Origin of the sequence: Cobetia sp. Ld8 (genome assembly GCF_045066615.1) — a bacterium.
Classification (GTDB): Bacteria; Pseudomonadota; Gammaproteobacteria; order Pseudomonadales; family Halomonadaceae; genus Cobetia; species Cobetia amphilecti.
This window is the reverse complement of the sequence record NZ_JBISHF010000006.1, coordinates 134,142-153,895: the sequence shown is the minus strand read 5'-3', so window position 1 is coordinate 153,895 and position 19,754 is coordinate 134,142. Positions and strand designations below refer to the sequence as shown.

The following is a 19,754-nucleotide window of genomic DNA, read 5'->3' as shown; positions in this document are numbered from 1 at the left end:
TACGGTCAGGCGTTGGCGTTGCCACGGATCTGCAGCCTAAAGCTATCTTGCTGCCCGCTGGCTGGCCCTTGCAGGATCACGCGCGCCAGCCACATCGGGAAGGATGCGCCGATGGTCGAGAAGCGGATCACGTTGCCATTCACCCAGCCGGCCCCGAAGCCGCCCGCCTTGAGCGTCCAATAGGGTACGCCCTGATTCGGGTTGGTAGGCGACGTGTCCTCATTGATACTTCCCACGCCGATCTCGCCCACGGTGCGGCCGATGATGCGGAACGTGCTCGAGCTGGTGAAGATCAGCGCCCAATCCTCAGTGATGGCCCCGCGATTGGTGATGATCGGCGGGTAGGTGGTCACGTTGTACTCGGCCAGGGTGCCATCTGCGCCATCGTTGTCGTCTTTGCTCCAGTCTCGATCCCAGCTCGAGAGATCGAAGAAATCAGCCACGCGCGATTGCAGGTCGCCGGCCACCATCGCGGCGCTGACCAGCGTATCGCCGGCGGGGTAGTCGTGGCTCAAATTGCCCTTGAGGGTCAGCGCCCCCGACAGATCCACGTCACCCACTAGCAGCATGTCCTCGACGCGGTGCAGGGCGTACCAGGGTTCGGGGTGGGTGGCCGTGTCAGGCGCGGCGAGCTGCACGGTGCCGGCGTCGAGGTCTGCACTGTACTGGGTGGCTGGCACCTCCTCGCCGGTGGCGTCCTCCACCACCAGACTGGCCAGCCGCGAGCGGCCGACATCCAGCGTGGTTCCGCCACCGATCCCCAGCGGGAACGGGGCGCGGCCGGTGTGATGCACCACCACCACGCCGCCGGCGCGATAGATGGGCACGCGGCCATCGCTGGGCAGGCGCACGGGGTCGATGCCGATCAGCTCAGCCTCGAGCGGCAGCGTGGTCAGAATGACGGCATTGAAACGCGCGGTGCTCGGGATCACCTGGGTGGGCCGCCAGATCATGCCGGCGTCATCCACGGCGGTGGCGTCATACCAGGATTCGGCGCGCTCGGCAGCGCTCAGGCTGTCATTGCTGACCAGCTTGCCGAAGGTGACGCGCACCACCCCCGTCTCGAAGCTGGCAGAGCCTGCCATCTCGTCACCCTCGATCTCGCCAGAGAGTGCCGCCTGGCCGGTGATCGAGCGGCCGTCGAGCGTCGTGGCCTGGATCAGCAGGCCGCCCACCTGCAGCGGCGAGCCTGGCGTGCGGAAAAACGCCTCATCGAGCGTCCAGGTGCCGAAGGTGCTCACCAGCGTTTTGACGGTGATAGTGGCGCTGGTGCCGCTCGGCCAGTCGGTGATGCGGGCATCGCCGGTGCCATAGTCGATGGTGCCCGCGAGAACGCCGGCCCCGTTGCTGGTGACGCTGCGATAGAGGCTGCCCTGGCGGTCGATGAACGTATCGCCTCGGAAGATGAAACTGAGGGTGCCTGGCACGACGCTATCTTGCAGCAGGGGCATCAGCTCGACATCGAGCGGGGCGAGATCCTGGGTGATGGTGTGGGTGGTCGGGGCGGCGCTGTCCAGCTGGCTGGTCAGCCAGACGCTCGAACCATTCTCGAAAACGTCGCGCTTTTCTTTGCTGCCCCACTCGCGGTGCGTGGCGTCGCCATCATCCCACTCGCTGACCTCGCGGATCTTCTCGACCTCGAAGGTCACCGCGCCGGTGGCGTAGTCGATGCTGCCCTCCCATCCACCATTGAAGCCGCCACGGCCATCATCGGTGATGGTGTAGGTGACATCGGCCTCGCCGCCATTCTGCTCGACAGTCTCCCAGGTGCCGGTGCGCGGGCTGCTGCGCGACTCGCTCTCGCTGCTCGACCAGGTGCGAACCACTGCCCAGGTGATGGCCACGCTACCAGGGCGCACCGGCGCATCGCTGATGCTGAGACTGACCAGGCCGGCCCCGTTGGCAGACGGCAGGAATTGCTCGGTTTTCGGTGCCCCATAGTCATACTCGATCTCGACCTGGGTGCTGGCATCTGGGAAGGCGTCGCCATTGAACTCGACATAAGCCTCGCCAGGCTGGGGCGCGCCACTGCCGTCGGCATAGCCATAGACCACGCGGCCGGTGGCTGCGCCGCTGAGGCTCCCCAGGCCATCATCGGTGGCCGTCTGCTCGCTGCCGCCAGAGATCCAGCGCACGGTAACGCTGCCAGGCATCACGCCGGCGTGATCGAGCACGAACGTCATCCAGGGCTTGTCGATGGTGGCCTGGCCGGCGCGGTCCTCATAGTGGGCCGGCGTGCCCCAGCTGAACAGCACCGAACTGCCGACATCAGGCAGGCCGCCCAGCGTCACGCTGACAGATCCGGTGGCGTAGTCCACGCGCCCCGCCCCGCTGCCGCTCAGATCGCCATTCGCGTCTGAATCGCGCAATTCATACCACTTGCCCAGCGAGCGATAAGCGATCACCACGCTGCCAGGTGCCGGCAGCGGGTCCAGGCGGCTGACATAGGTGAAGCCACGATTATTCAGCTCGATAGCGATCTGGGTGGTGCTGGCGATCTGCGCCACCTCGAAGGTCGAGCCACCGCTGCTGACGCTGATGGTGGCCGTGCCGCCCACCTGCACATCGGTCACCGCCTGCTCGGTGGTGGTCGCCGGCACAAGCGGCGCATAGGTGCTGGCCACGGTGACGCTATTGGCCCCGAAGGTGGCCGGCTGGGTCAGGGTGCTGACGCCATAGTAACGGGCGGCATCAGTGCTCTGCCCCTCGCGAATCACGGTGTCAGGGTCGAGGGTGCCAGGCTTGGGCTGCACGCCATAGACGCGCTGGCGCAGCGCGGTGGATAGCCCCAGCGTCAGCACGCGGCGCTCGAACGTCTGCACGTTGCTGCCGTTCTCATACTCAAACGTTCGGATCTCGTGATCTATCTCACTGATGCGCACATATTGGACCTCGCCGGCGGCATCGCCCTGCTCGGTCATCAGCGCCAGCACATCGCCCAGATCGGGCAGCGTGGCCTCTGGCATCTGGAAAGTGATGATGCTGCGCTGGCCGGCTAGCTGATCGCCCAGCAGCGTCATGCGCGAGGTCGCGCCGGCGGTCACATAGCTCTCGACATAATCGCGGGACTCGGCACGCTCATCAGATGGCGAGCCGGTATCGAACATCACCACGCTGACATTAGGATCAGCCGGCACCTGGTCAATGATCGCGTGCGCGCCGAAATATTGGGCGGTGTTGTCGGTCAGCACACCGGCCCCGACCTTGCGCAGCGAGGTGCGCCCCGCTGCACGATCGAGGTCAGAGATGTCATCAAAGATGTCATTGCTCGCGCCATCGGTCACGGGGCGGCCAGTCAGCCGGCCACCGCCATCGGCGTTGTCGGTCATGCGCTCGGATTGCAGGATGCGGATGTCGCCGCTATGGATTGTTTCGTCGGCCATTGGGCTGGCTCCAGCAAGGTGATGGGGTGTCAGACGGTGATCAGGCGCAGGGTGATGGTGTAGGGGTGATCGGCATCCTGGCTGCCGGCCGCAAGGCGCAGCACCTCAGACGCTGACACTGCCTCGCCGGCGGCGTGATCGAACACGCAATCGAAGGTCCGGCCATCACCCCACACCAGCACCAACGGGGTGTCAGCAGGGCGCGGCGTGGCGGCCAGCTCGGATAGCGCCAGCACGGTGGAGCGCGTCACCCAGGCACCGCCACCGCTGGCCAGCGTGATGGATCTGCCGGCCGCCTGGGCGCTCTCCTCGACCACCAGCGCGCCGGTCAGTGTCGGGGTCTGCACTTGCCCCACCCCGTGGCTGACCATCTCATCAGTCCACTGAATATCATCAGGCAGGGCGATGCCCTCTAGTGTCACCGGCATGGGTGTCTCTCTCGGTTATGGGGTGATGCGGTATCAGCGGGCAGCGGTGCGCGAGGCGCGCGAGAGGGTATCGAGCAGGGCGTCAGCCTCGCTCTCGTCCACCCCGTTTAGCGTCACCTGCTGATTGCCGATATTGAGATCCACCGCGACGCGGCGCTGGGCCTGCAGCGAGGTGGTCAGCTGGGTGGTGCGACCTTGGGCGGCCGCATTGTTCTCGCGCTGGGTGGCCTCGCCGGCCTGCACCTGACGCTGCAGATCCGCCTCAGCCTGCAGAGCCTCCTGGCGTTCCTGCTCGCTCTGGGCCTGGATGTCCGCGAGGCGTAGGTCGTGGGCCTGCTCGGCCAGCCTCAGCGCCTCCTGGGCCTGGCTGATGGTCTGGGCATCGCCCAGGGCGCGGGCCTTGTCCAGCGTCTGCTGCAGCTCGAGCTGCTGCTCCTGGTAGCGCAACGCCTCCACCTGGGCACTGTCACCCTGCAGGCTGGCCAGCTCAGAGCGCAGGCTCGCCAGCGTGTCGCTCACGCTGTCAGAGAGCGAGTCCACCTGACTGCGCACCGACTGAATGGCACCCTCTAGGCTCGACAGCGAGGCATCATCGAGCAGATCGAATTGCCGGCGCAGATCCTCGCTCGAAATCCTCAGCAGTTGGGTGGCGCTGACAGCCTGGCCGGAGTCGGCCGCCAGGTTGCGCAGGCCGGCACCTGGGTCGCTGCTGGATACCTTGCCCAGCGCCTCGACCAGCTCAGTGGCCGCAAGCTGCTGCTTGCGGAACTGCAGCTCGACTAGCCCGCTATTGGCCGCCACCTTGGCCATGTACTTTTGCACGCCCATGGGATCAGCCCGCGTCTTCCACACGGTGAAGGCGTTCCCCACGGATTCCTCGAGATCCGCGATCTTTTCGCGCAGCAGATCCACGGTTCCGGTGACGCCGCTGCTGCCGGTCATGGCTGACTTAAAGGCGGTGCCCGCGCGAGCGCTCAGCGCCTGGGTGGCGTTGGCCGCCTTGTTATAGATGGCAGCCAGGCCACCGCCGATGGCGTTGGCGCGGGCCTCCACGTTGCTGACGGCCGACTGGGTGGCGGCTTCGTCCTCGGCCTGGGCTGCCTGGCGTGCGTTCTGGATCACGCGCAGGTTCTTGATCGCCTCGGCCTGGGTGGCAGCCTCCTGGGCGCGCTGCTCCTCGAGCGCGCTGGTGGTGTCGTCAATGCTGGCCTTGTACTCGGTCCAGACGCCGCGCAGCGTACCGGCCCCAGTCACGCCATCCGACACCAGGCCGGCCAGCTTCTCGCGGATCGCGTCGAGCGCTTCGTCACCCTCGAGCTGCGATAGCGCCTCACCGAACGCGGTGCGCAGCTGCTCGCCGGTCAGATTGCCCTGGCGCGCCAGCGTGTCGAATGCCTCGATCACGTCCGTCTCGGCCTTGCTGATGCCGGTGGTCAGATCCTGCAGCGACAGCCCCAGAGCGTCAGCAGCTGCCTTGCCGGTGGCCTTGAGATGCTTCTCGAGCAGATCCGCCCCAGCGACACCGGACTCGACCAGCTCCTCGAGCAGCGCACGAAACGCGGCCAGCCCTTCATCTGAGCTGATCGCGCCCTGGGCCTTCTCGAAGGCGGCAGCGACCTGATCGGCACTGACCTGGCCGTTATTGGCGAGCCGGTCAAAGGCATCTATCGCCTCAGCCTCGCCATCCATGATGCCGCTGCTCAGCTCCTCCAGCGAGGTTCCCAGATCCTCGGCTGCCTGGGCCGCTGCCTTGCCCTGGGCGCGAGTGGCGTCAGCCTGCCGGCGTTGAGTCTCGGCCAGTGACAGCATCTTGCCATCGACCACATCGGCACCATCGGCCAGCTTGTCGAGCTGATCAGCGGTAATGCCGGTCGCCTTGGCCTGCTCCTCCACCGCCTCGGTCGAATTGTCGAAGGCGTTTGCCGCAGCCTTGCCGGCCTCCATGGCCTGATCAAAGTAGCGCTCGGCATCCTTGTTGAGATCATAGAGCGTCTGCTCTGCCGCCTTGGCCTTGGCCTGGGCGTTGGCGACCTCCTTATCAGATGCAATGCCTACTTTATTCAGCAGCTCGAGCGACTTGGCGTTGAGCTGCAGGATGCCGGTGCTCAGCGACGCGACACCGGCGGTCACGCCGGCAGCGGCTGACTGCACCAGACGAAACGCCGCCACCAGGCCATTGCCCATCATCTGGCCGACATCGACCAGCGACTGCATCGAATCCGCGATCTGATCGCGGTTGTCGATAAAGCTGCGCACCCAGTCAGTGCCGATCTTGATCAGCCCACTGATCGCGGTGGCCAGCTCATCGACTAGCTTGGGGTTGTCTTTCAGCGCGTCATCGAAGGCATCGGCGGCACCTTCCACCGCCGGCGAGAGCTTGGAAAACAGTTGAGTGGCAATCCCCTGCAGGCGGGTCTGCACCCCGTTGATCGCCTCCTCAGTCTTGAGCAGGTTGGCGATCTGCTCGGGCGACATGATCAGACCCATCTCGCTGGCCTGATCACCTAGCTGGCGCAACAGTGCCGCGTTGTTTTCCAGCAGCGGCTGCAGGCGCGAGGCGTTGCTCGCCAGCCCCTCGAGGAAATTGATCTGGCTCGCCTGGGGCAGATCCTGCATCGCGTCGGCCAGGCGCAGGAACATCTGATCAGGGGCGAGATTGATCAGCTCCTTAGCCTCGATGCCCAGCCCCTCGAGCGCATCCATGGCATCGCCGCCACCATTCTCGAAGGCGTCCCCGATCTTGTCGGCCACATCCTGGAAGATGTCGCCAGCCTCGTCGGCATCCAGCCCCGCGCGCTCGAAGGCGTAGCGGTATTTTTGCAGGGCAACGATACCCACGCCGGTGCGCTTGCTGACGTTATCCAGCTCGCGCGCCAGATCCGCCTGCTCTGAGGTCATGCGAGCGGCAAAGCCAGCGACCAATGCGCCGCCTGCGACAGCCGCGCCGGCGGCCGCTTTGCTCCAATCGTTGAGCGCCTGACGGGCACGCCGCAGCCCCGTGCTGCCCTCCTCGGCTTGGTCGCCTGCCTGGGCGGCTGAGCTGCCCAAGCCATTGAGCGCGTTCTGGGCCTCGCGGGCCTCGCGCGCCAGGCGCAGCTGCTCCTCGGAGAGATTGCCAGTGTTGATGCCGGCGTCAGTCAGGCTCTGCCCCAGCTGGGCGGCTTGCGCTGCCTGCTGCTCATACGCTGCGCCGGCGCGAGCGGCAACGGCACGCGCTTCGTTGAGGCGGTTCTGCTGGGCGATGCTGGCCTGGCCGCTGGCCTCGATCTCCTGCTCGAGCGCGCGCACCTTGTCGGTGGCTTTGTCCCACTCCTTTTGCGCCTTGCCGGTGGCAGTGGTGGCCTGCTGGAAGGCGCGCACCAGGGCGCGCTGATCCTCGAGCTGGTCCAGGTTGCCGCGTAGCTCCTCGGCATTGGCCGATAAGTCGCTGACACTATCGGCGGCCGCCTCAGTGCTCGGAGAAATCAGGTTTTTGGCCTTGAGCACCAGCTCGACGGCGCGATCTGTCAGAGCCATGGCGGCATCTCCAGGCAGAAAAACACCCGCTCGGGGGCGGGTGTGGATAACTCAGGGGCGGCCGGATCTCCAGCCGCCTGGAATAAGCCCCAGCAGCTGAGCCGCTGGGGTGGTAGTGCGGTGATGCTTAGCGCGCCATGGCTACCTTGAAATAGCGCGACACGCCGGCACCGATCTTGCCGGAATCGACCAGCAGGCTGCCATCGAGTGCCAGCTCGCCAAAGTCGTCACCGATCAGCGCCAGGCCAGTGGTCGGGCTGAACTTGACGCGGTGCGCGGTGACGGTCACGGGACGGTCGCTCTCGGCTTCGTTCAATCCATCGAACACCAATTCGTATTCGTCGCCGCTGCCGGTCATGGCCTCGATCACGTCAGCCGCTGCGCTGGTGTAGTCGATGGCTACCACGGTGCCCTCAGAGATAGCACCGCCCTCGGTCACGTAGACGCCCGCACCGGTGATCTCATAATCGACATCCTCGATGGCCACATCACCCGCGCCATCGGGGTCGATGGTGACGGTGATGCTCTCGGTGCGGTCAGGCGTTTTGCTGAGCGCCAGCAGGGTGCCAGGGTAGGCGGTGTGACGCTCATCAGTGACGGGGGCGCTCTGCACCTCGGAGCGCGTGCCGCGCAGCGCCATCGCCACGTTTTCGGGGCGCAGCTCCAGCATGGTGATGCTCGCGCCCACGCTGCTGACGCGCTGGATCTCGTTAGCGTTGCCGCCACCGGCCTGGGTGTAGTCGGATTGGGTCAGGGTGTCCGTCTCGACAGAGAACTCGAGGGCGGAACAGTTGCCCACTTGCTTGAGGCCGCCACCGCTTGAGCGGTTGCGCAGGTAAACCATGCCTTTGCCGAGATAGCTATAAGTCTTCGTGGCCATGTTGTGGCTCTCCAGATATGCGGGGTGGTAGGTGTCGTGCAGTGATTCGCGGTCAGGTGTAGTGCTCGACGCACTCCATGGTCACTGGCATGGATGCCAGGGCGTAGCGGGAATCCTCAGCCAGTGCGTACTCGGCCGCGCCCAAGGCCAGGCCGTTGTGCTTGAGCACGCGCGTCAGATCATCACCCTGGTCCATCAGCAGGCACCGGCGCAGATCGGCCAGCCCTGCCTCGATTGCCGTCTCGCCAGCGGTCGCATCTCCCTCAGTGCGTGGCAACGCATCGACCACCAGCACCAGGCGTGCATCGACGCTGAGAATGGCGCGATCTTGCCGCGTGCTGCTGGGGCGCTCGGTGTCAGACTGCAGCGCCAGAATCGGCACAAGCTGGCGAGCATTCATCGCCAGAATCCAGAATCCCCGCCAGATGCTCAGGCCGAGATCGGTGTGGTAGCCATTGGCGCGCGTGATGCTGGCCAGCCTGGCCTGCAGCGCGTGCATGGCTTGTGTCGTGATAGGCAGCTCAGGCGCTGCCAGCGAGTCGGGCATGGTGACCTCTCAGAGAATGGGGCAGGGTCAGCTCAGGCGATCAAACTGCCTGATGAACTCATCAGCGGCATGCTGCACGGCTTGGGGCGCGACAGTGCTGCGCACGTCAGACCACACCTGCAGCACGCTTGGCCCATACAACACGCGATAGTCATTGCGGCCATCGCCAGTACGCACCACGGGTGCCCACTGGCCTGATCCGGCCAGTCGCACCCAGAACGCACCGGCGAGCCGCTTGGTGCCGCCGCCAGTCTTGATCTTGACGCCCTTGGTGCCAGCCGCCTTGCGCCCCGCTTGAATCCCGCGAGCGGGATCGCCAGTCAGCCCGCGCCGGCCCTTGGCCTTCACGGTACGGATCTTGGCCCCGTAGCGTGTCAGCAGCACCGAGCGTGGATTGGCCGCAATCCGCGTCGTGAGATCCGTCGAGGTGGCGAAGGTGCGCACCTTGAGATTGTCATTCACATAGCCGGCAGATAGCGCCACCTGCTGGCGTATCGCGGCGCTGCCCAGAGTGCGGGCACGCCGCGCGGCAGAATTGAGCGCGAGCTGCGCCGCCTTGGCCGCCGCCTTGGGTGCCAAGCGGTAGGCGTCAGCGACGCCCTCGAGGTCGCGCAGATCCAGGCTTGTCGCTGCCATTGTCAGTACCTCGAGGCTGTCCAGCGCTGCTCGAATCCGTCGTCGCCAATTGGCTCGAGCAGCGTCCAGCGGTCATCGGGTTTGCCGGTGTCGATCAGCGTGCCCCGATCCACCCGCCCCACCTCCTCAGTGAGCACACCGATCTCACAGCGCGATTCCAGCACGATGCCGAAATCGTCAGTAATGGTGGCGTCACGGTCGATGATGATGCTGGTGGGAATGGGCGCGCCGCCACGCGGGGTAACGGTGGCGGGCACGCTGAGGCCGCCGACACCGAACAGCAGCCGGTTAGCTGCTGCCTCGATCTCGTCGATACTCATTGGCTTATGCCGTCTCGACCAAACGGATGCACGCGCCTGGGCGAGTGTTGAGAATGATCGGGTTGGACTGGGCCTCGAGGCTGACACCTTTGCCGTGCGGCAGGCGCTCGGTGCTGGAATAGAACGGCAGGCCAATCGTATTCACCGCATCGGCATAATCGGCCGGCGCGTAATGCGCGAGGAACATATCCGGCACGCCCATCGGGATCACGACAGCCTCGCCGCTGGCGACAAAGGGCTGGCCGGCGACATTGCCCACGGCACGCTCCCAGGTGATGCCACCGAACTCGAAGGCGTCGCGGCCATCGCCGCGCAGCTTCTCGCTTTTCTGGTAGATATACGCCTCGCGCACGCTCGGGTTGCTGATCAGCTTGCGCCAGAATCTGCGCCCACAGAATGCATGACCGCTGGTGTAAGGCTGCATCTTGAGCGAATCCTCAATGTGCTCGGTCACGTCCAGCGCCTTGGCCTGCACGTCGGTGCTCTCGGTGTTGAGCGCCATTTTCACAGTCTTTTGCTGGATGCCGAACGCGCTATAGAGATCCGTGATCACGGTGGTGCCGTCAGCATCCAGGATCTTGCCTTTCAGCGCGCCCATGCGCTGCCACTCGAGGGTGGCGTCGATGCGGCGCACCATCTTGCCCAGGCGCTTATCGACCACCTGCTGCACGCCCTCGAGCTGATCCTCGCTGCCGAAGGCGCGGACATTCTGCACTTCATCCGCGAGGATGGTGTCAGTCACCGGCAAGTGAACGGCATTGAAGGTGACGCCGGTGCGCTTGTTGCGCTTGAGCGGGTCCGCCGGCGCGCCACGCTCGCCTGCCGGCACCAGCGCCAGGGTATCGCCGTCACGCTCGACGGTGGCGGTGGTAGTGGCAATGCCGGTTTCTTCAAAGATGCCCAGCTGGCCCAGGCGAGACGGCACATAATCGGCTTCGTTGATCGAGGCCGTCAGGCTGCCGATAGAGAAGATGTCAGAGGAGAAAATATCAGCGGGCATGTCGCCCTCCTTGAGATGTCGGGTACGGTCGGGGTCGTGCGCTAGAAACGACAACGCCGCCCAGTGGGCGGCGCATCAGACGGTGTAAGTGCGGGTCAGTTATTCGGCGGCTGGCTCACCAGCGAGGATCACGCCCGCCGGCATATCGACACCGCGCAGGATGATGCCGGACTCCATGAGCGCGGCATTCATCGCGCCCAGCTGGTCATCGGTCATGTCGGCCGCCCAGGTGACGCCGGTGCCATTCACCTCGCAATCGCGCACATGCGCGACGGCCGGCACCGGCCCCTCGCGGGCATCTGCCGGTCCATAGAGGATGCCAGCAGCGATCTCGGTGCCATCGCTGGCAGTCGGGTCATGCGCCACAAAAGTGCCGTCAGTGGTCATGGCCAGCACGGTGCCGGCCGCATGGATGCCTGACGCGACCACAATGGACTCGCGCGAGCGAGAGCCGGCAGCCTCGGACAGTACGTGCTCGCCGGTACGGGCCGGCTCGGTGTGTTGAATCGGGGTCATGATGCTCTCCAGGTGGTGCGGTTAGGATGCGCTGCGAGCGCGGCGGCGGGCATAGATGCCCTGGGTGTCGATGCCGGCACGCTGGCCACCCTCGGGCGAGTGGCTGGAATGCACGCCGGTGCTCGAGGCAGCGGCCACGTCGAAAACGTATTCGCGGGCGGTGTCGGTCTGCATGTCGCTGGCGACCAGCTTGGCCATCAGCTGGTGCTGGCCGGTGGTGGTGCAGGTGTCGATGATGGCGACCACGCGCTCGCGCTCAGCCGCGACAGCCTCGCGCTGCAGGGCAGCGGCGTCAGGTGCCGGCGAGGTGGCCGGCTTGTCGCGCCAGGCGAGGATCTGATCGCCCAGCTCAGCGGCGCGGGCCTCGGCCTGGGCCGGCTCGATGTCGAAGGCCAGCGCCAGGGCATCGGCGGCGCTCATGGCGCTGGGTGCCGGTGCCGGCTGCGCCGGTGCGCGCTGCTGCTCGAGGTGATGCTGGGCAGATCGGCCGGCAGCGGCCAGGGCGCGGGAATAATCGCCAATCGAGGCGGCCGCCTTAATGTCAGCCTCCACGGCGTCGATCAGCCCCAGCGCCATGGCGTCCTCGCCAGTCATCCAGGTTTCTGCGCGCATCGCCTCCTGAATCTCGACGCGGCGCGCCTCGCCGGCACGCGCGACGAATAGCTCGACGATGCCATTGCGGATAGTGTCGAGATCATCCGCGAGCTTGCGCATCTCGGTGGCGTTGCCCATGGCGACGGTCCACGGGTCGTGGATCATCAGCAGCGAGCCGGTGGCCATCTCGCGGCGATCCCCGCCCATGGCGATGGTCGCGGCGATAGAGGCGGCGATGCCCTCCACGCGGGTGGTCACCTGGGCCTTATGGCCGCGCAGATAGTTGGCGATAGCGATGCCATCGGCCACGTCGCCGCCAGGCGAGTTGATATGCACGGTCAGTGCCTCGACATCGCCCAGCGACGCGATGGCGTTGATAAACGCGCTGGCCGTGGTGCCGTCACCGCTCCACCAGTCGATACCGATCTGGTCATTGATCCACACGTCAGCGTGGCGGCCATCGGCGGCCGCCTGTACTTCAAACCATTTCATGGTGATTCCTCATTGGTCGGGGTCGGCGTCAGGGTCTGGGTCGTTCGCCTGCGCGGTGCCGTTCTTTGCCACGCGCCGCGGGTCGGAATCGAGCACCAGCCCCTGGTCATCTGCGCTCACGTTGCCGCGCGCGATCTCTTTGTCGAGCTGATCGAGCGACCAGCCGCGCTCTGCTGCCGCCTCGCCGCGAGGCTTGAAGCCGGCGCGCACCTCCATCAGATCGGCGGTGACCTCCTTCACGGGGTCCACCCACTGCCATTTGGGCGCGATCCAGTCGATGGCCAGCAGATCCGCGCGGCGGCGTGCGTAGTCGGGAATGACCAGCGCCCCGCTGCTGACGGCGGTATCGAGCCACTTGGCCGCGATAGGCCGGCACCACTTGTGGATCACCAGATCGGCCTGCAGCATCTCAGCCCGCCGGCGGAACTCCAGCAGCCCCGCGCGGATCGAGGAATAGTTGACGCCCTGAAGATCGCCGGTCAGCTGCTCATGCGTCAGGCCGGCACCGCGCGCCACCGCGTGCATCTCGGTGCGCAGCCAGTTGGTGTAGCTGCTGCCAATGTCGGGCGGGTCGGAGAATGTCACCTCCTCGCCATCCTCGAGGTAGTGGATGCCGCCAGGCTCGAAGGCGTCTATGCCCTCGCCGCCCTCGCCATCCTCGACATGGCTGCCATGGGTGCCAAAGAATGGCCCTTCATCCTCGGGGTCGGCATCGGCCTTGCGCTTGACGAATGCCCCGAACAGCTGCGCCAGTTTCTGGCGCGCGAGGGTGGCATCCTGCATGGCGTCGATTTCATAAAGCCGCACGATCACGCTGGTCAGCTCAGGCACGCCGCGCAGCTGGCCAGGGCGGGTGCGCCGGAACAGGTGCAGCACCTGATCGGCCGGCACCGGAACGCGAGTATTGATCTGCGCGGTCAGCTTCTCGGCAGGGTGGTAGCGCCAGAGATGGTAGGCGCGGCGCTGGCCGATGCCGTCCATCTCGATGCCCATTTTGATCACGCGGCCGCTGAGGGTGGTGGAGTGGCTGGCGTCCAGATGGTCAGCCTCGATCACCTGGATCTGCAGCGGGACGCTCAGGCCATCGCTGATGCGGCGATAGCGGAAACGCCCCAGCACCTCGCCGGCCTCGAACTGGCTGCCAATCGCCAGCGCCTGCAGGCCATAGAAACTATCCAGGCCATCGGCGTCAGCCTCGCCGGCCCAGCGATCCCATAACGCCTGGATCTCAGGATCTGACCACTGGGGTCTGATGCCGGTGCCCACCAGGTTGGCCACGTAGCTCTCGCGCGCGCCGCTGGCGTATGCGTTGTTGCGTACCGCATGGCGCGAGCGCGACTTGAGCAGCGGCAGCGAGTGAGCAATGGCGGCATTGGGGCCGGTGGTGGTCACACCCCGCCCTGCCATACGCCGTCCCTGGCTGGCCCCTTCATAGGCGCTCGCCTTGATCCCCAGCCGCGAGGCGGCGCGGCGCATGCCCCGCGAGAGGGTGCTGATCACGCCCATATCACAGCCCCTTAGATGTCGTGGTGTAGCGGGTGCGGGATCTCAGCCGGCGGCCGATATGCGAGGCACTGGCCACGTCTGCCGCGATGGTGCGCTCCAGCTCGCGCAGCTTGTCGATGTCGGCATCTGCATAGCTCAGCGTTTTGCCGTTGGCCGTGCGAAACGATGTCACCCGCTGGCCGGTGGCCAGGTCGAGCACCGCCTGGCGAACGCGGGCGAGATCATCAGCGGTATATGCCATGGGGTAGGCTCCAAAGGTTGCCGGCCACGCCCTATAGGCGCGACTTGACCACCCGCCGGCGCTTGCGCGCGGCCGGTGGCTTGGGTTGAGTGGCAGCGGGTGCGGCAGCTGGCGACTGCGAGATCAGCGCGTTGTCATCCCAGGCGGCCGCCCAGGGCGGCGGCGCGCTCCAGTCGATGCGCTCGCCTTTCATCAGGATGAACAGCGCCAGGTTGTACACGCACAGATCAAACGCCTCATTGGGTCGCTTGCCTGGCTTGCGCCATTTGCCGCTCGCGGGGTCGCGGATCTCATACGTCAATTCGTCATACCACCAGCGCCCCAGCCAGCTGGGTGTGTGCAGGTAGCCCGCGCCGGCGTTATCGCGGTCCATCATCGCGGCAACGGCGTCTTTCAGCAGATCGGTGCCCAGCAGGTAGAGCGGCACGTCACCGCGCGCAGTGGATTGGCGCGACTTGCGGCCGGTGTTGTCCGGCCATGTTTTGCGCACCCGCGAGCTGCCGCGCGTGCTCGACCCTTTGACCAGGAAGGCGCGCGACTGCAGGCCATCGCGGCGCAGCCGGCGGTGCCAGTCATACGCCTGGCTGGTCACGCTCTCCTCGCCCTCGCCCTCGCCGCCGGTATCCACCGCGATGGATGCCACCGGCATGCGGCGGCCGCTGCCGTCCTCGAGCTTGTAGCTGCGCAGCAGCACGTCACGGGTCAGCAAATCCCAGTCCTCTGGCTGGGTGGCCGGCGAGATGGGCCGCGGCTCCTGGTCATTGTCGGGGCCGCGGTCCTCCTTGATGTTGAAACGGTCGATCACCCAGCACTCGCGGTGCGCGCCCCAGCCCTGGATTTGCACGACAAAGCGGCGATCCTTGCCGCCCTGCACATCCACGGCAGCGGTCAGGAAGCGCACGCCCTGGGGCACGGTGCGGCGTTGGTAATCCTCGGAGCGATCAGCCAGCCGCTCGCTCGAGCGTTGCGTGGCTGCGCGCCGGCGCAGATACGGCCGGCCCCAATCGGTGTTGATCACCGCTTTGAGCGTTTCCTGGCTGTCAGTCTGCTGGTAAGTCTCCTCGGCACGCCGGAGCTTTTCATTCAGCGACGCCCAGGACTGGAAGGCCGCGGCCGGCCCCTCCATCCAGAATGACGCGATACGCGAGCGCCGCGGGGTGCCGATCATCTCGCCGGCTTCATTGAGCTTGGCACCCTCGGGCACCCAGCGGCCGGCCAGGTTTAGCCGGCGCTTTGCCGCGGGGTCGATCTCGGTGCCGCAATGCGGGCAGAACACGCACCCCGCCTGCCGCGAGAAATTGTCCATCACCGGCGGGAACCACTGCCGGCAGTGCGCCTCGGGGCATTGCCAGTACCAGAGCCGCCGGTCGCCGGCGTTGAACAGATCCAGAATGCCGGTGGTGGGCGGTGCCATGTGCGGGGCATCATCCGGTCGCCGCCAGTCGGGATCGGTGATCTCGCGCCCTGGCGAGGACTCGGCCAGCGTCATGCCGGTTGAGCCAAATGTCTGGGTGCGTTTGCTGGCGAGCAGGAACGCACTACCCTCGCCATCCACGTCATCGGGCAGGCGGTCAAAATCGGTGATCAGTACGAACTGATAATCGCTCGAGGCAAGGACGTTTTTGGACGGCCATTTGATGCCCAGGTAGTTGCCGGCGCGAAAGGTTTTGTCATGCACGTTGTTGTCGTGGCCGCGCGGACTCATGCGGCCGACCAGGCGAGGCGAGTTGACCAGCATGCGGTCGATGCGTTTTTTGCTGAACTCGCGGGCCTTCTCCTCACTGATCTGCACGATTAGGCCATCGCCTGGGTCGCACTCGATCTTGTACGCGACATAACCATCCACCAGGGCATTAGTCTTGCCGGTACGCGCGGGGCCGACAAAGATCACGGCGTCATATAGCCGCGATCCCATGCAATCCAGCGGCTCGCGCATGTAAGGGGTGGTGTCTGCGCTCCAGTCGCGCACGGTGCCATCACCGCTGACCACCTTCATGACCTCGGCCGCTGACTCGCTGGGCTGGATGCGGCGAGGCGGCCGGATCAGCTCGGCCACGTCGCGCCGGATAGAGGCGGCACTGGCGGTGCTAGTCATCGGCGCTCTCTCCATCATCCGCGATTATTGCCTGGTACATCTGTTCGCGCAGCGCGTCGGTCACCTGCTCCACCAGCTGGATGCTCTCGGGAGCCAGGCCGGCGTCGCGCTCCAGCATGTCGGCCAGCGAATCCAGGCCACTGGCCACCGCCTTGGCTAGCCGGCTCATCTCGCGGTGCGCATCCTCCACCGGCACCAGCAGGCGCAGCTGCTGCTCGAGCTTCACGCGCTCGGTTTCGGACTGATACCACGCCTTGCGATCCTGGGGCGGCAGATCATCGGGATCGCCGCCGGTGGCCCCGATCATGTCGGAGTAGAGTGCGGGGCCGACATCCGCCAGGGCATAGACGCTTGTGCTGCCACGCTGGCCGGCCGGCACTACGCCAGCGGCGCGCAGCCGCTTGCGCACGGTGTCGCGGTGTAATCCGAAGGCGTCAGCAATGCGCGTGATATTCCAGTGGTACGCCTCTTTTAGTGCGCTGATGTCTGCCATGCGCTGGCCACCCTCTGCTGATCACGTCACTGCCGGAGCATCGGCACCATCGGCACCTCGAAAGTCAATAGCTATGCGGGATTGCGCGCGGTGCCGCTGCCGACGCTAGAAACCCGAAAAAATGCCGAGATCCGCGACTCTGCGCCCCCGTGGTTGCTAATCCAATAGTGGTAAGGACCCGAGATTTTTGGCATCTGATGAACTTTTGAACCACGTTGAATTAGGGATCACTACACAAGGAGGAAAAAGATGCCTGCGAATGTTTGGGTTGTAGTCCATGGATCTGGCTGGGCTGTGAAACGGGAGGGAGCAGCCTCTGCCTCTAAAGTTTTCACAACGCAACAAGCCGCAATCGACTACGGGAGGGGTTTAGCCCGTAAGGACCATGTTGAGCTCCTGATACAGGGGAAAGATGGAAAGATCAGAGATCGAGATAGCCATGGGAACGACCCATATCCACCCAAAGGCTGATTAATTCCTGCAATCACGACCAAAGATCTTTCTCACACTCGGTACGAAGTTGATTTTTCAATTTCGCGGGTGTGAGAAAGAAACGTAACGGAACGGTGGCCGCCCCCAAAGGTGGTAGAGATTGCACCCCCTCCCCCCTCTCAGGGCCTGCCTAAATCTCCTGATCTGGCCGCCAGTGCCTCGCTTGCCGTCTTGGCTTGGTGGCAGACCTTGCAGATCGCCTCGAGGTTGTCAGGAGCATCTGTGCCGCCCTGAGCCTTACCCACGATGTGATCGACTTCGGTGGCTGGCGTGATGCGATTCATGCGCTCGCATGGCTGGCAGAGGTAGCGATCGCGCTTGAGAATCGCGCTTCGCAGTCGCCGCCATGGCCGACCGCCTCGCCCTTGCCCACCTCGCTTGCTCTTGCCCCAGTTGATGGCACGATCGGCATGCGCTTCACAGTACCCGTGAGAGGCCGTCGTCTTGCCACCACACATGGGCGCCTTGCAGGGTCGCGGCGGCTTGATAGGCACAGACCTTCTCCTCTACTACCTTGAGAGTTGCGCATACACGAACATGCAGGGGCATCGATCAAAGGAGGCATTCATGATGCTCGAGCTATATCTCTACCGCTGCACTGACGGCTGGGCAGTACGTCGTGAGCTCGAGGATGTGCCGCACAAGACATTCAAGCAGGAAGCCGAAGCCCGCGAGTACGCAGAGGCTCTCGCCCATATCAAGGGATACAAGCTCTATATCATCCGCGACGGGGGCACTGGGCGAGATCGCGTACTGTGACCGGGGCGATATATGAGTCTTTCTGGGCGCCAAGGAACCCCCAAGCTGGGGGTGCCTTGACCGCTCGTCAGCCTTGTCAAGCAATCCAGAACTCAGGGGTCGATGGGCAGCGCCATCTGAAGCTCTTGCCGCCAGTAGTCAGCGCGAGACTCCAGCGCCGGCTTAATCCATCGATGGCTGGCCAGCTCGCGACCGGCAAGGCTCCCCTTGGCATTCTGGTCATCCAGTGCGCGGCAGGCCTTTTCGAACTCTTGCATAGCGCTCAGCTCACCGCGCATTAACGCATCGATGCGTAGGTCACACCAAACGGCGAAATCGACATCCAACCATCGAGCAAAGACCACGGCCAATTTAGGATGCAGCCACGTTCCACCTTCACTCCCGGCCTTTGTGATCACTAGACCTGACTTCTTTGCCAGCCTCAGCATCTTGGCCTTAGAGGCAGACCTTATGCCATCTAACTGCTTGATAATATTGAATTCCTGCAGAAGATCACCTTTACCAAGAGCTCTAGAAAGGGCGGCTAGATACCTGATGCTGTCACGCTGCATCAGCCAATCATTCGGCTCCTTCCCAAAGCGCTTGGCAATGTCGGTGGCATTGATCCAGCCATCCGTGTTGAAGCGGATGAACTGTCCTTCGTAATCGAACGGGATAACGTTTGTCATCGGTAGAAGCCTTTTAGAGATAGAGCCTGTCACCCAGGAGTCGCCAACCCAGAGAGGCCCGATGAAGCCATCGGCGCTCCTCAGGCTCTATCCTGAAAGGCTCTGGTAAGTGCCGGGCGCGGGTGAAGCGCCCACAAAAAAGCCCCGCCGGAAGGCAGGGCTTTTCAATTCTTGCGGTGTTACTCGGCAGTCGTCTGCTCGGCACTATCAGGGCCATCGGCCAGGCGCTCGAGGATAGAGGCCGTCGCCGTGCGGTCAGCATTGAAGCGACGGCGCTGTGACTCATAGTCGGCCAGCAGGCTGAGCAGATCGCGGTTGGATGTCACTGGCCGATCAGGGGCAGGCAGTGGATTGAGCAGGTAGCTCGGCACTTCGGGCGTGCACTGCCACTCAGTGGGCATCACCACTGGCTTGCTCTCGAAGGCGCTGCAGCCACTCAGCAGCAGCGTCAGGCACAGGCCGGTCAGCCCAATCCCCAGTCGGCGCATCGTCTCTCTCCATCCGGCGTGCAGCTGCCCTGGCAGCCATGATTGAACGGTTATCCAGGACGCGGCTGGCTTCGCGTGCCTCCAATGCGACGGACAATCGCTTCATCTGATTGCCGTAGTGCAGCGCCATCATCTCGAGCCCGCGGTTGACCGCCTTCTCGGTGGATAGCTCAGCCTTGAGATCATTGGCATGCTGCTCGGCCTTGGTCGCCTCATAGGTCTTCATCGCACCCCAGCCCAGCACCACTGCCATCAGGATGACCTCGATCTTCACGCCTGATATCAGCTTGCGGCCCCATGCCCACGCGGTCGTGATCAGTGCAGCCATCGTCCCAGCACCTTATCGAAGATGGCGTCAGACTTGGCACGCAGCCACTCGACACCGAGGAAAGCGATCGCAGCCCCGATGGCCACGGCCATGTCCTGATCCAAGCCGCCCCAGTCCAGCAGCGGCTTGAGCGCCAATGTCAGGCCACCCACCAGGGTCGCCTCGAGCAATGACTTGTAGAAGCGGCCACCAGCATGCAGGCCGCGCAGCAGTGCGATCACGAATGACAGACCCGCTGCATAGAGGTTGGCTTGATACGGCTGTAGCCACTCCAGCAGCATCTGCCATGTCGATGGATCGCGGTGTGGCATATCGGCGGGCTCGTGGTCGTCGTCATGCATATGGCCTCCTGAGTCGGTAGGCCCTGCGTAG

General features: G+C 64.7%; 21 protein-coding genes. 2 read left to right on the top strand and 19 right to left on the bottom strand.

All coding sequences use genetic code 11. The features are described from left to right. Nucleotides 1-5 precede the first annotated feature (5 nt). The 14 genes from ACJJV2_RS02495 to ACJJV2_RS02430 form a co-directional block, all read right to left on the bottom strand. On the bottom strand, nt 6-3,383 hold the full coding sequence (locus tag ACJJV2_RS02495; RefSeq protein WP_405278056.1) for a hypothetical protein: 3,378 nt from the start codon (nt 3,381-3,383) through the stop codon (nt 6-8). Nucleotides 3,384-3,412: 29 nt separating this feature from the next. After that, on the bottom strand, nt 3,413-3,811 hold the full coding sequence (locus ACJJV2_RS02490; RefSeq protein ID WP_213114947.1) for a hypothetical protein: 399 nt from the start codon (nt 3,809-3,811) through the stop codon (nt 3,413-3,415). 33 nt (nt 3,812-3,844) lie between these two features. Further along, nucleotides 3,845-7,327 carry a hypothetical protein gene (locus ACJJV2_RS02485; protein WP_405278054.1) on the bottom strand — a complete coding sequence of 1,161 codons (3,483 nt, stop codon included), beginning with the start codon at nt 7,325-7,327 and terminating at the stop codon, nt 3,845-3,847. A gap of 127 nt (nt 7,328-7,454) precedes the next feature. Next, on the bottom strand, nt 7,455-8,207 hold the full coding sequence (locus ACJJV2_RS02480) for a hypothetical protein (RefSeq protein WP_213114945.1): 753 nt from the start codon (nt 8,205-8,207) through the stop codon (nt 7,455-7,457). 52 nt (nt 8,208-8,259) lie between these two features. After that, nucleotides 8,260-8,754: a hypothetical protein gene (locus ACJJV2_RS02475; protein ID WP_405278052.1), complete on the bottom strand. Its 495-nt coding sequence runs from the start codon at nt 8,752-8,754 to the stop codon at nt 8,260-8,262. A gap of 27 nt (nt 8,755-8,781) precedes the next feature. Beyond that, a complete protein-coding gene (locus tag ACJJV2_RS02470; protein ID WP_405278050.1) occupies nt 8,782-9,390 on the bottom strand; it encodes a phage tail protein in 609 nt (202 codons plus the stop codon). A gap of 2 nt (nt 9,391-9,392) precedes the next feature. Further along, nucleotides 9,393-9,710 carry a hypothetical protein gene (locus ACJJV2_RS02465; RefSeq protein WP_405278048.1) on the bottom strand — a complete coding sequence of 106 codons (318 nt, stop codon included), beginning with the start codon at nt 9,708-9,710 and terminating at the stop codon, nt 9,393-9,395. 4 nt (nt 9,711-9,714) lie between these two features. Then, entirely contained in the window at nt 9,715-10,710 is a 996-nt protein-coding gene (locus tag ACJJV2_RS02460; protein WP_405278046.1) for a major capsid protein, read from the bottom strand. Between the two features lie 99 nt (nt 10,711-10,809). Continuing rightward, nucleotides 10,810-11,226 (bottom strand): head decoration protein, encoded by a 417-nt coding sequence (locus ACJJV2_RS02455; protein ID WP_213114940.1) that lies wholly within the window; start codon nt 11,224-11,226, stop codon nt 10,810-10,812. A gap of 21 nt (nt 11,227-11,247) precedes the next feature. Further along, nucleotides 11,248-12,312: a head maturation protease, ClpP-related gene (locus tag ACJJV2_RS02450; RefSeq protein ID WP_405278044.1), complete on the bottom strand. Its 1,065-nt coding sequence runs from the start codon at nt 12,310-12,312 to the stop codon at nt 11,248-11,250. A 9-nt stretch (nt 12,313-12,321) separates the two neighbouring features. Next, complete coding sequence (locus tag ACJJV2_RS02445; RefSeq protein WP_284727681.1) at nt 12,322-13,818, bottom strand: phage portal protein; 1,497 nt, start codon at nt 13,816-13,818, stop codon at nt 12,322-12,324. A 1-nt stretch (nt 13,819) separates the two neighbouring features. Continuing rightward, nucleotides 13,820-14,059: a phage tail protein gene (locus ACJJV2_RS02440; RefSeq protein ID WP_144726147.1), complete on the bottom strand. Its 240-nt coding sequence runs from the start codon at nt 14,057-14,059 to the stop codon at nt 13,820-13,822. A gap of 31 nt (nt 14,060-14,090) precedes the next feature. Beyond that, nucleotides 14,091-16,154 carry a phage terminase large subunit family protein gene (locus ACJJV2_RS02435; RefSeq protein WP_405278041.1) on the bottom strand — a complete coding sequence of 688 codons (2,064 nt, stop codon included), beginning with the start codon at nt 16,152-16,154 and terminating at the stop codon, nt 14,091-14,093. Further along, the gene (locus ACJJV2_RS02430) at nt 16,147-16,647 is read right to left on the bottom strand and encodes a DUF1441 family protein (RefSeq protein ID WP_405278039.1); all 501 of its coding nucleotides are present in this window, start codon (nt 16,645-16,647) and stop codon (nt 16,147-16,149) included. The genes ACJJV2_RS02435 and ACJJV2_RS02430 overlap by 8 nt, the downstream gene beginning before the upstream one ends. 249 nt (nt 16,648-16,896) lie before the next feature. Between ACJJV2_RS02430 and ACJJV2_RS02425 the strand changes: the two genes are divergently transcribed. Further along, nucleotides 16,897-17,118, top strand: coding sequence for a DUF2188 domain-containing protein (locus ACJJV2_RS02425; protein WP_405278037.1), 222 nt, complete (start codon nt 16,897-16,899; stop codon nt 17,116-17,118). A gap of 140 nt (nt 17,119-17,258) precedes the next feature. Here ACJJV2_RS02425 and ACJJV2_RS02420 read toward each other — a convergent pair whose 3' ends face one another. Next, nucleotides 17,259-17,597: an HNH endonuclease gene (locus ACJJV2_RS02420; RefSeq protein ID WP_405278647.1), complete on the bottom strand. Its 339-nt coding sequence runs from the start codon at nt 17,595-17,597 to the stop codon at nt 17,259-17,261. A gap of 109 nt (nt 17,598-17,706) precedes the next feature. On the opposite strand from ACJJV2_RS02420, the gene ACJJV2_RS02415 reads away from it, so the two are divergent. Then, nucleotides 17,707-17,898, top strand: coding sequence for a DUF2188 domain-containing protein (locus ACJJV2_RS02415; RefSeq protein ID WP_405278035.1), 192 nt, complete (start codon nt 17,707-17,709; stop codon nt 17,896-17,898). Between the two features lie 92 nt (nt 17,899-17,990). Here ACJJV2_RS02415 and ACJJV2_RS02410 read toward each other — a convergent pair whose 3' ends face one another. The 4 genes from ACJJV2_RS02410 to ACJJV2_RS02395 form a co-directional block, all read right to left on the bottom strand. Further along, nucleotides 17,991-18,566: a KilA-N domain-containing protein gene (locus tag ACJJV2_RS02410; protein ID WP_405278033.1), complete on the bottom strand. Its 576-nt coding sequence runs from the start codon at nt 18,564-18,566 to the stop codon at nt 17,991-17,993. A 179-nt stretch (nt 18,567-18,745) separates the two neighbouring features. Next, nucleotides 18,746-18,967 carry a hypothetical protein gene (locus ACJJV2_RS02405; RefSeq protein ID WP_405278031.1) on the bottom strand — a complete coding sequence of 74 codons (222 nt, stop codon included), beginning with the start codon at nt 18,965-18,967 and terminating at the stop codon, nt 18,746-18,748. Then, nucleotides 18,957-19,382 (bottom strand): hypothetical protein, encoded by a 426-nt coding sequence (locus ACJJV2_RS02400; RefSeq protein WP_405278029.1) that lies wholly within the window; start codon nt 19,380-19,382, stop codon nt 18,957-18,959. Before ACJJV2_RS02400 ends, ACJJV2_RS02405 begins: the two co-directional genes overlap by 11 nt. Beyond that, complete coding sequence (locus ACJJV2_RS02395) at nt 19,370-19,723, bottom strand: phage holin, lambda family (RefSeq protein ID WP_131431534.1); 354 nt, start codon at nt 19,721-19,723, stop codon at nt 19,370-19,372. The genes ACJJV2_RS02400 and ACJJV2_RS02395 overlap by 13 nt, the downstream gene beginning before the upstream one ends. Between the last annotated feature and the right edge of the window lie 31 nt (nt 19,724-19,754).

Excerpts from the sequence above, each read along its gene's own strand:
- ACJJV2_RS02495 (WP_405278056.1), bottom strand. The coding sequence starts at position 3,383 with ATGGCCGACGAAACAATCCATAGCGGCGACATCCGCATCCTGCAATCC.
- ACJJV2_RS02490 (WP_213114947.1), bottom strand. The coding sequence starts at position 3,811 with ATGCCGGTGACACTAGAGGGCATCGCCCTGCCTGATGATATTCAGTGG.
- ACJJV2_RS02485 (WP_405278054.1), bottom strand. The coding sequence starts at position 7,327 with ATGGCTCTGACAGATCGCGCCGTCGAGCTGGTGCTCAAGGCCAAAAAC.
- ACJJV2_RS02480 (WP_213114945.1), bottom strand. The coding sequence starts at position 8,207 with ATGGCCACGAAGACTTATAGCTATCTCGGCAAAGGCATGGTTTACCTG.
- ACJJV2_RS02475 (WP_405278052.1), bottom strand. The coding sequence starts at position 8,754 with ATGCCCGACTCGCTGGCAGCGCCTGAGCTGCCTATCACGACACAAGCC.
- ACJJV2_RS02470 (WP_405278050.1), bottom strand. The coding sequence starts at position 9,390 with ATGGCAGCGACAAGCCTGGATCTGCGCGACCTCGAGGGCGTCGCTGAC.
- ACJJV2_RS02465 (WP_405278048.1), bottom strand. The coding sequence starts at position 9,710 with ATGAGTATCGACGAGATCGAGGCAGCAGCTAACCGGCTGCTGTTCGGT.
- ACJJV2_RS02460 (WP_405278046.1), bottom strand. The coding sequence starts at position 10,710 with ATGCCCGCTGATATTTTCTCCTCTGACATCTTCTCTATCGGCAGCCTG.
- ACJJV2_RS02455 (WP_213114940.1), bottom strand. The coding sequence starts at position 11,226 with ATGACCCCGATTCAACACACCGAGCCGGCCCGTACCGGCGAGCACGTA.
- ACJJV2_RS02450 (WP_405278044.1), bottom strand. The coding sequence starts at position 12,312 with ATGAAATGGTTTGAAGTACAGGCGGCCGCCGATGGCCGCCACGCTGAC.
- ACJJV2_RS02445 (WP_284727681.1), bottom strand. The coding sequence starts at position 13,818 with ATGGGCGTGATCAGCACCCTCTCGCGGGGCATGCGCCGCGCCGCCTCG.
- ACJJV2_RS02440 (WP_144726147.1), bottom strand. The coding sequence starts at position 14,059 with ATGGCATATACCGCTGATGATCTCGCCCGCGTTCGCCAGGCGGTGCTC.
- ACJJV2_RS02435 (WP_405278041.1), bottom strand. The coding sequence starts at position 16,154 with ATGACTAGCACCGCCAGTGCCGCCTCTATCCGGCGCGACGTGGCCGAG.
- ACJJV2_RS02430 (WP_405278039.1), bottom strand. The coding sequence starts at position 16,647 with ATGGCAGACATCAGCGCACTAAAAGAGGCGTACCACTGGAATATCACG.
- ACJJV2_RS02425 (WP_405278037.1), top strand. The coding sequence starts at position 16,897 with ATGCCTGCGAATGTTTGGGTTGTAGTCCATGGATCTGGCTGGGCTGTG.
- ACJJV2_RS02420 (WP_405278647.1), bottom strand. The coding sequence starts at position 17,597 with ATGTGTGGTGGCAAGACGACGGCCTCTCACGGGTACTGTGAAGCGCAT.
- ACJJV2_RS02415 (WP_405278035.1), top strand. The coding sequence starts at position 17,707 with ATGATGCTCGAGCTATATCTCTACCGCTGCACTGACGGCTGGGCAGTA.
- ACJJV2_RS02410 (WP_405278033.1), bottom strand. The coding sequence starts at position 18,566 with ATGACAAACGTTATCCCGTTCGATTACGAAGGACAGTTCATCCGCTTC.
- ACJJV2_RS02405 (WP_405278031.1), bottom strand. The coding sequence starts at position 18,967 with ATGCCCACTGAGTGGCAGTGCACGCCCGAAGTGCCGAGCTACCTGCTC.
- ACJJV2_RS02400 (WP_405278029.1), bottom strand. The coding sequence starts at position 19,382 with ATGGCTGCACTGATCACGACCGCGTGGGCATGGGGCCGCAAGCTGATA.
- ACJJV2_RS02395 (WP_131431534.1), bottom strand. The coding sequence starts at position 19,723 with ATGCATGACGACGACCACGAGCCCGCCGATATGCCACACCGCGATCCA.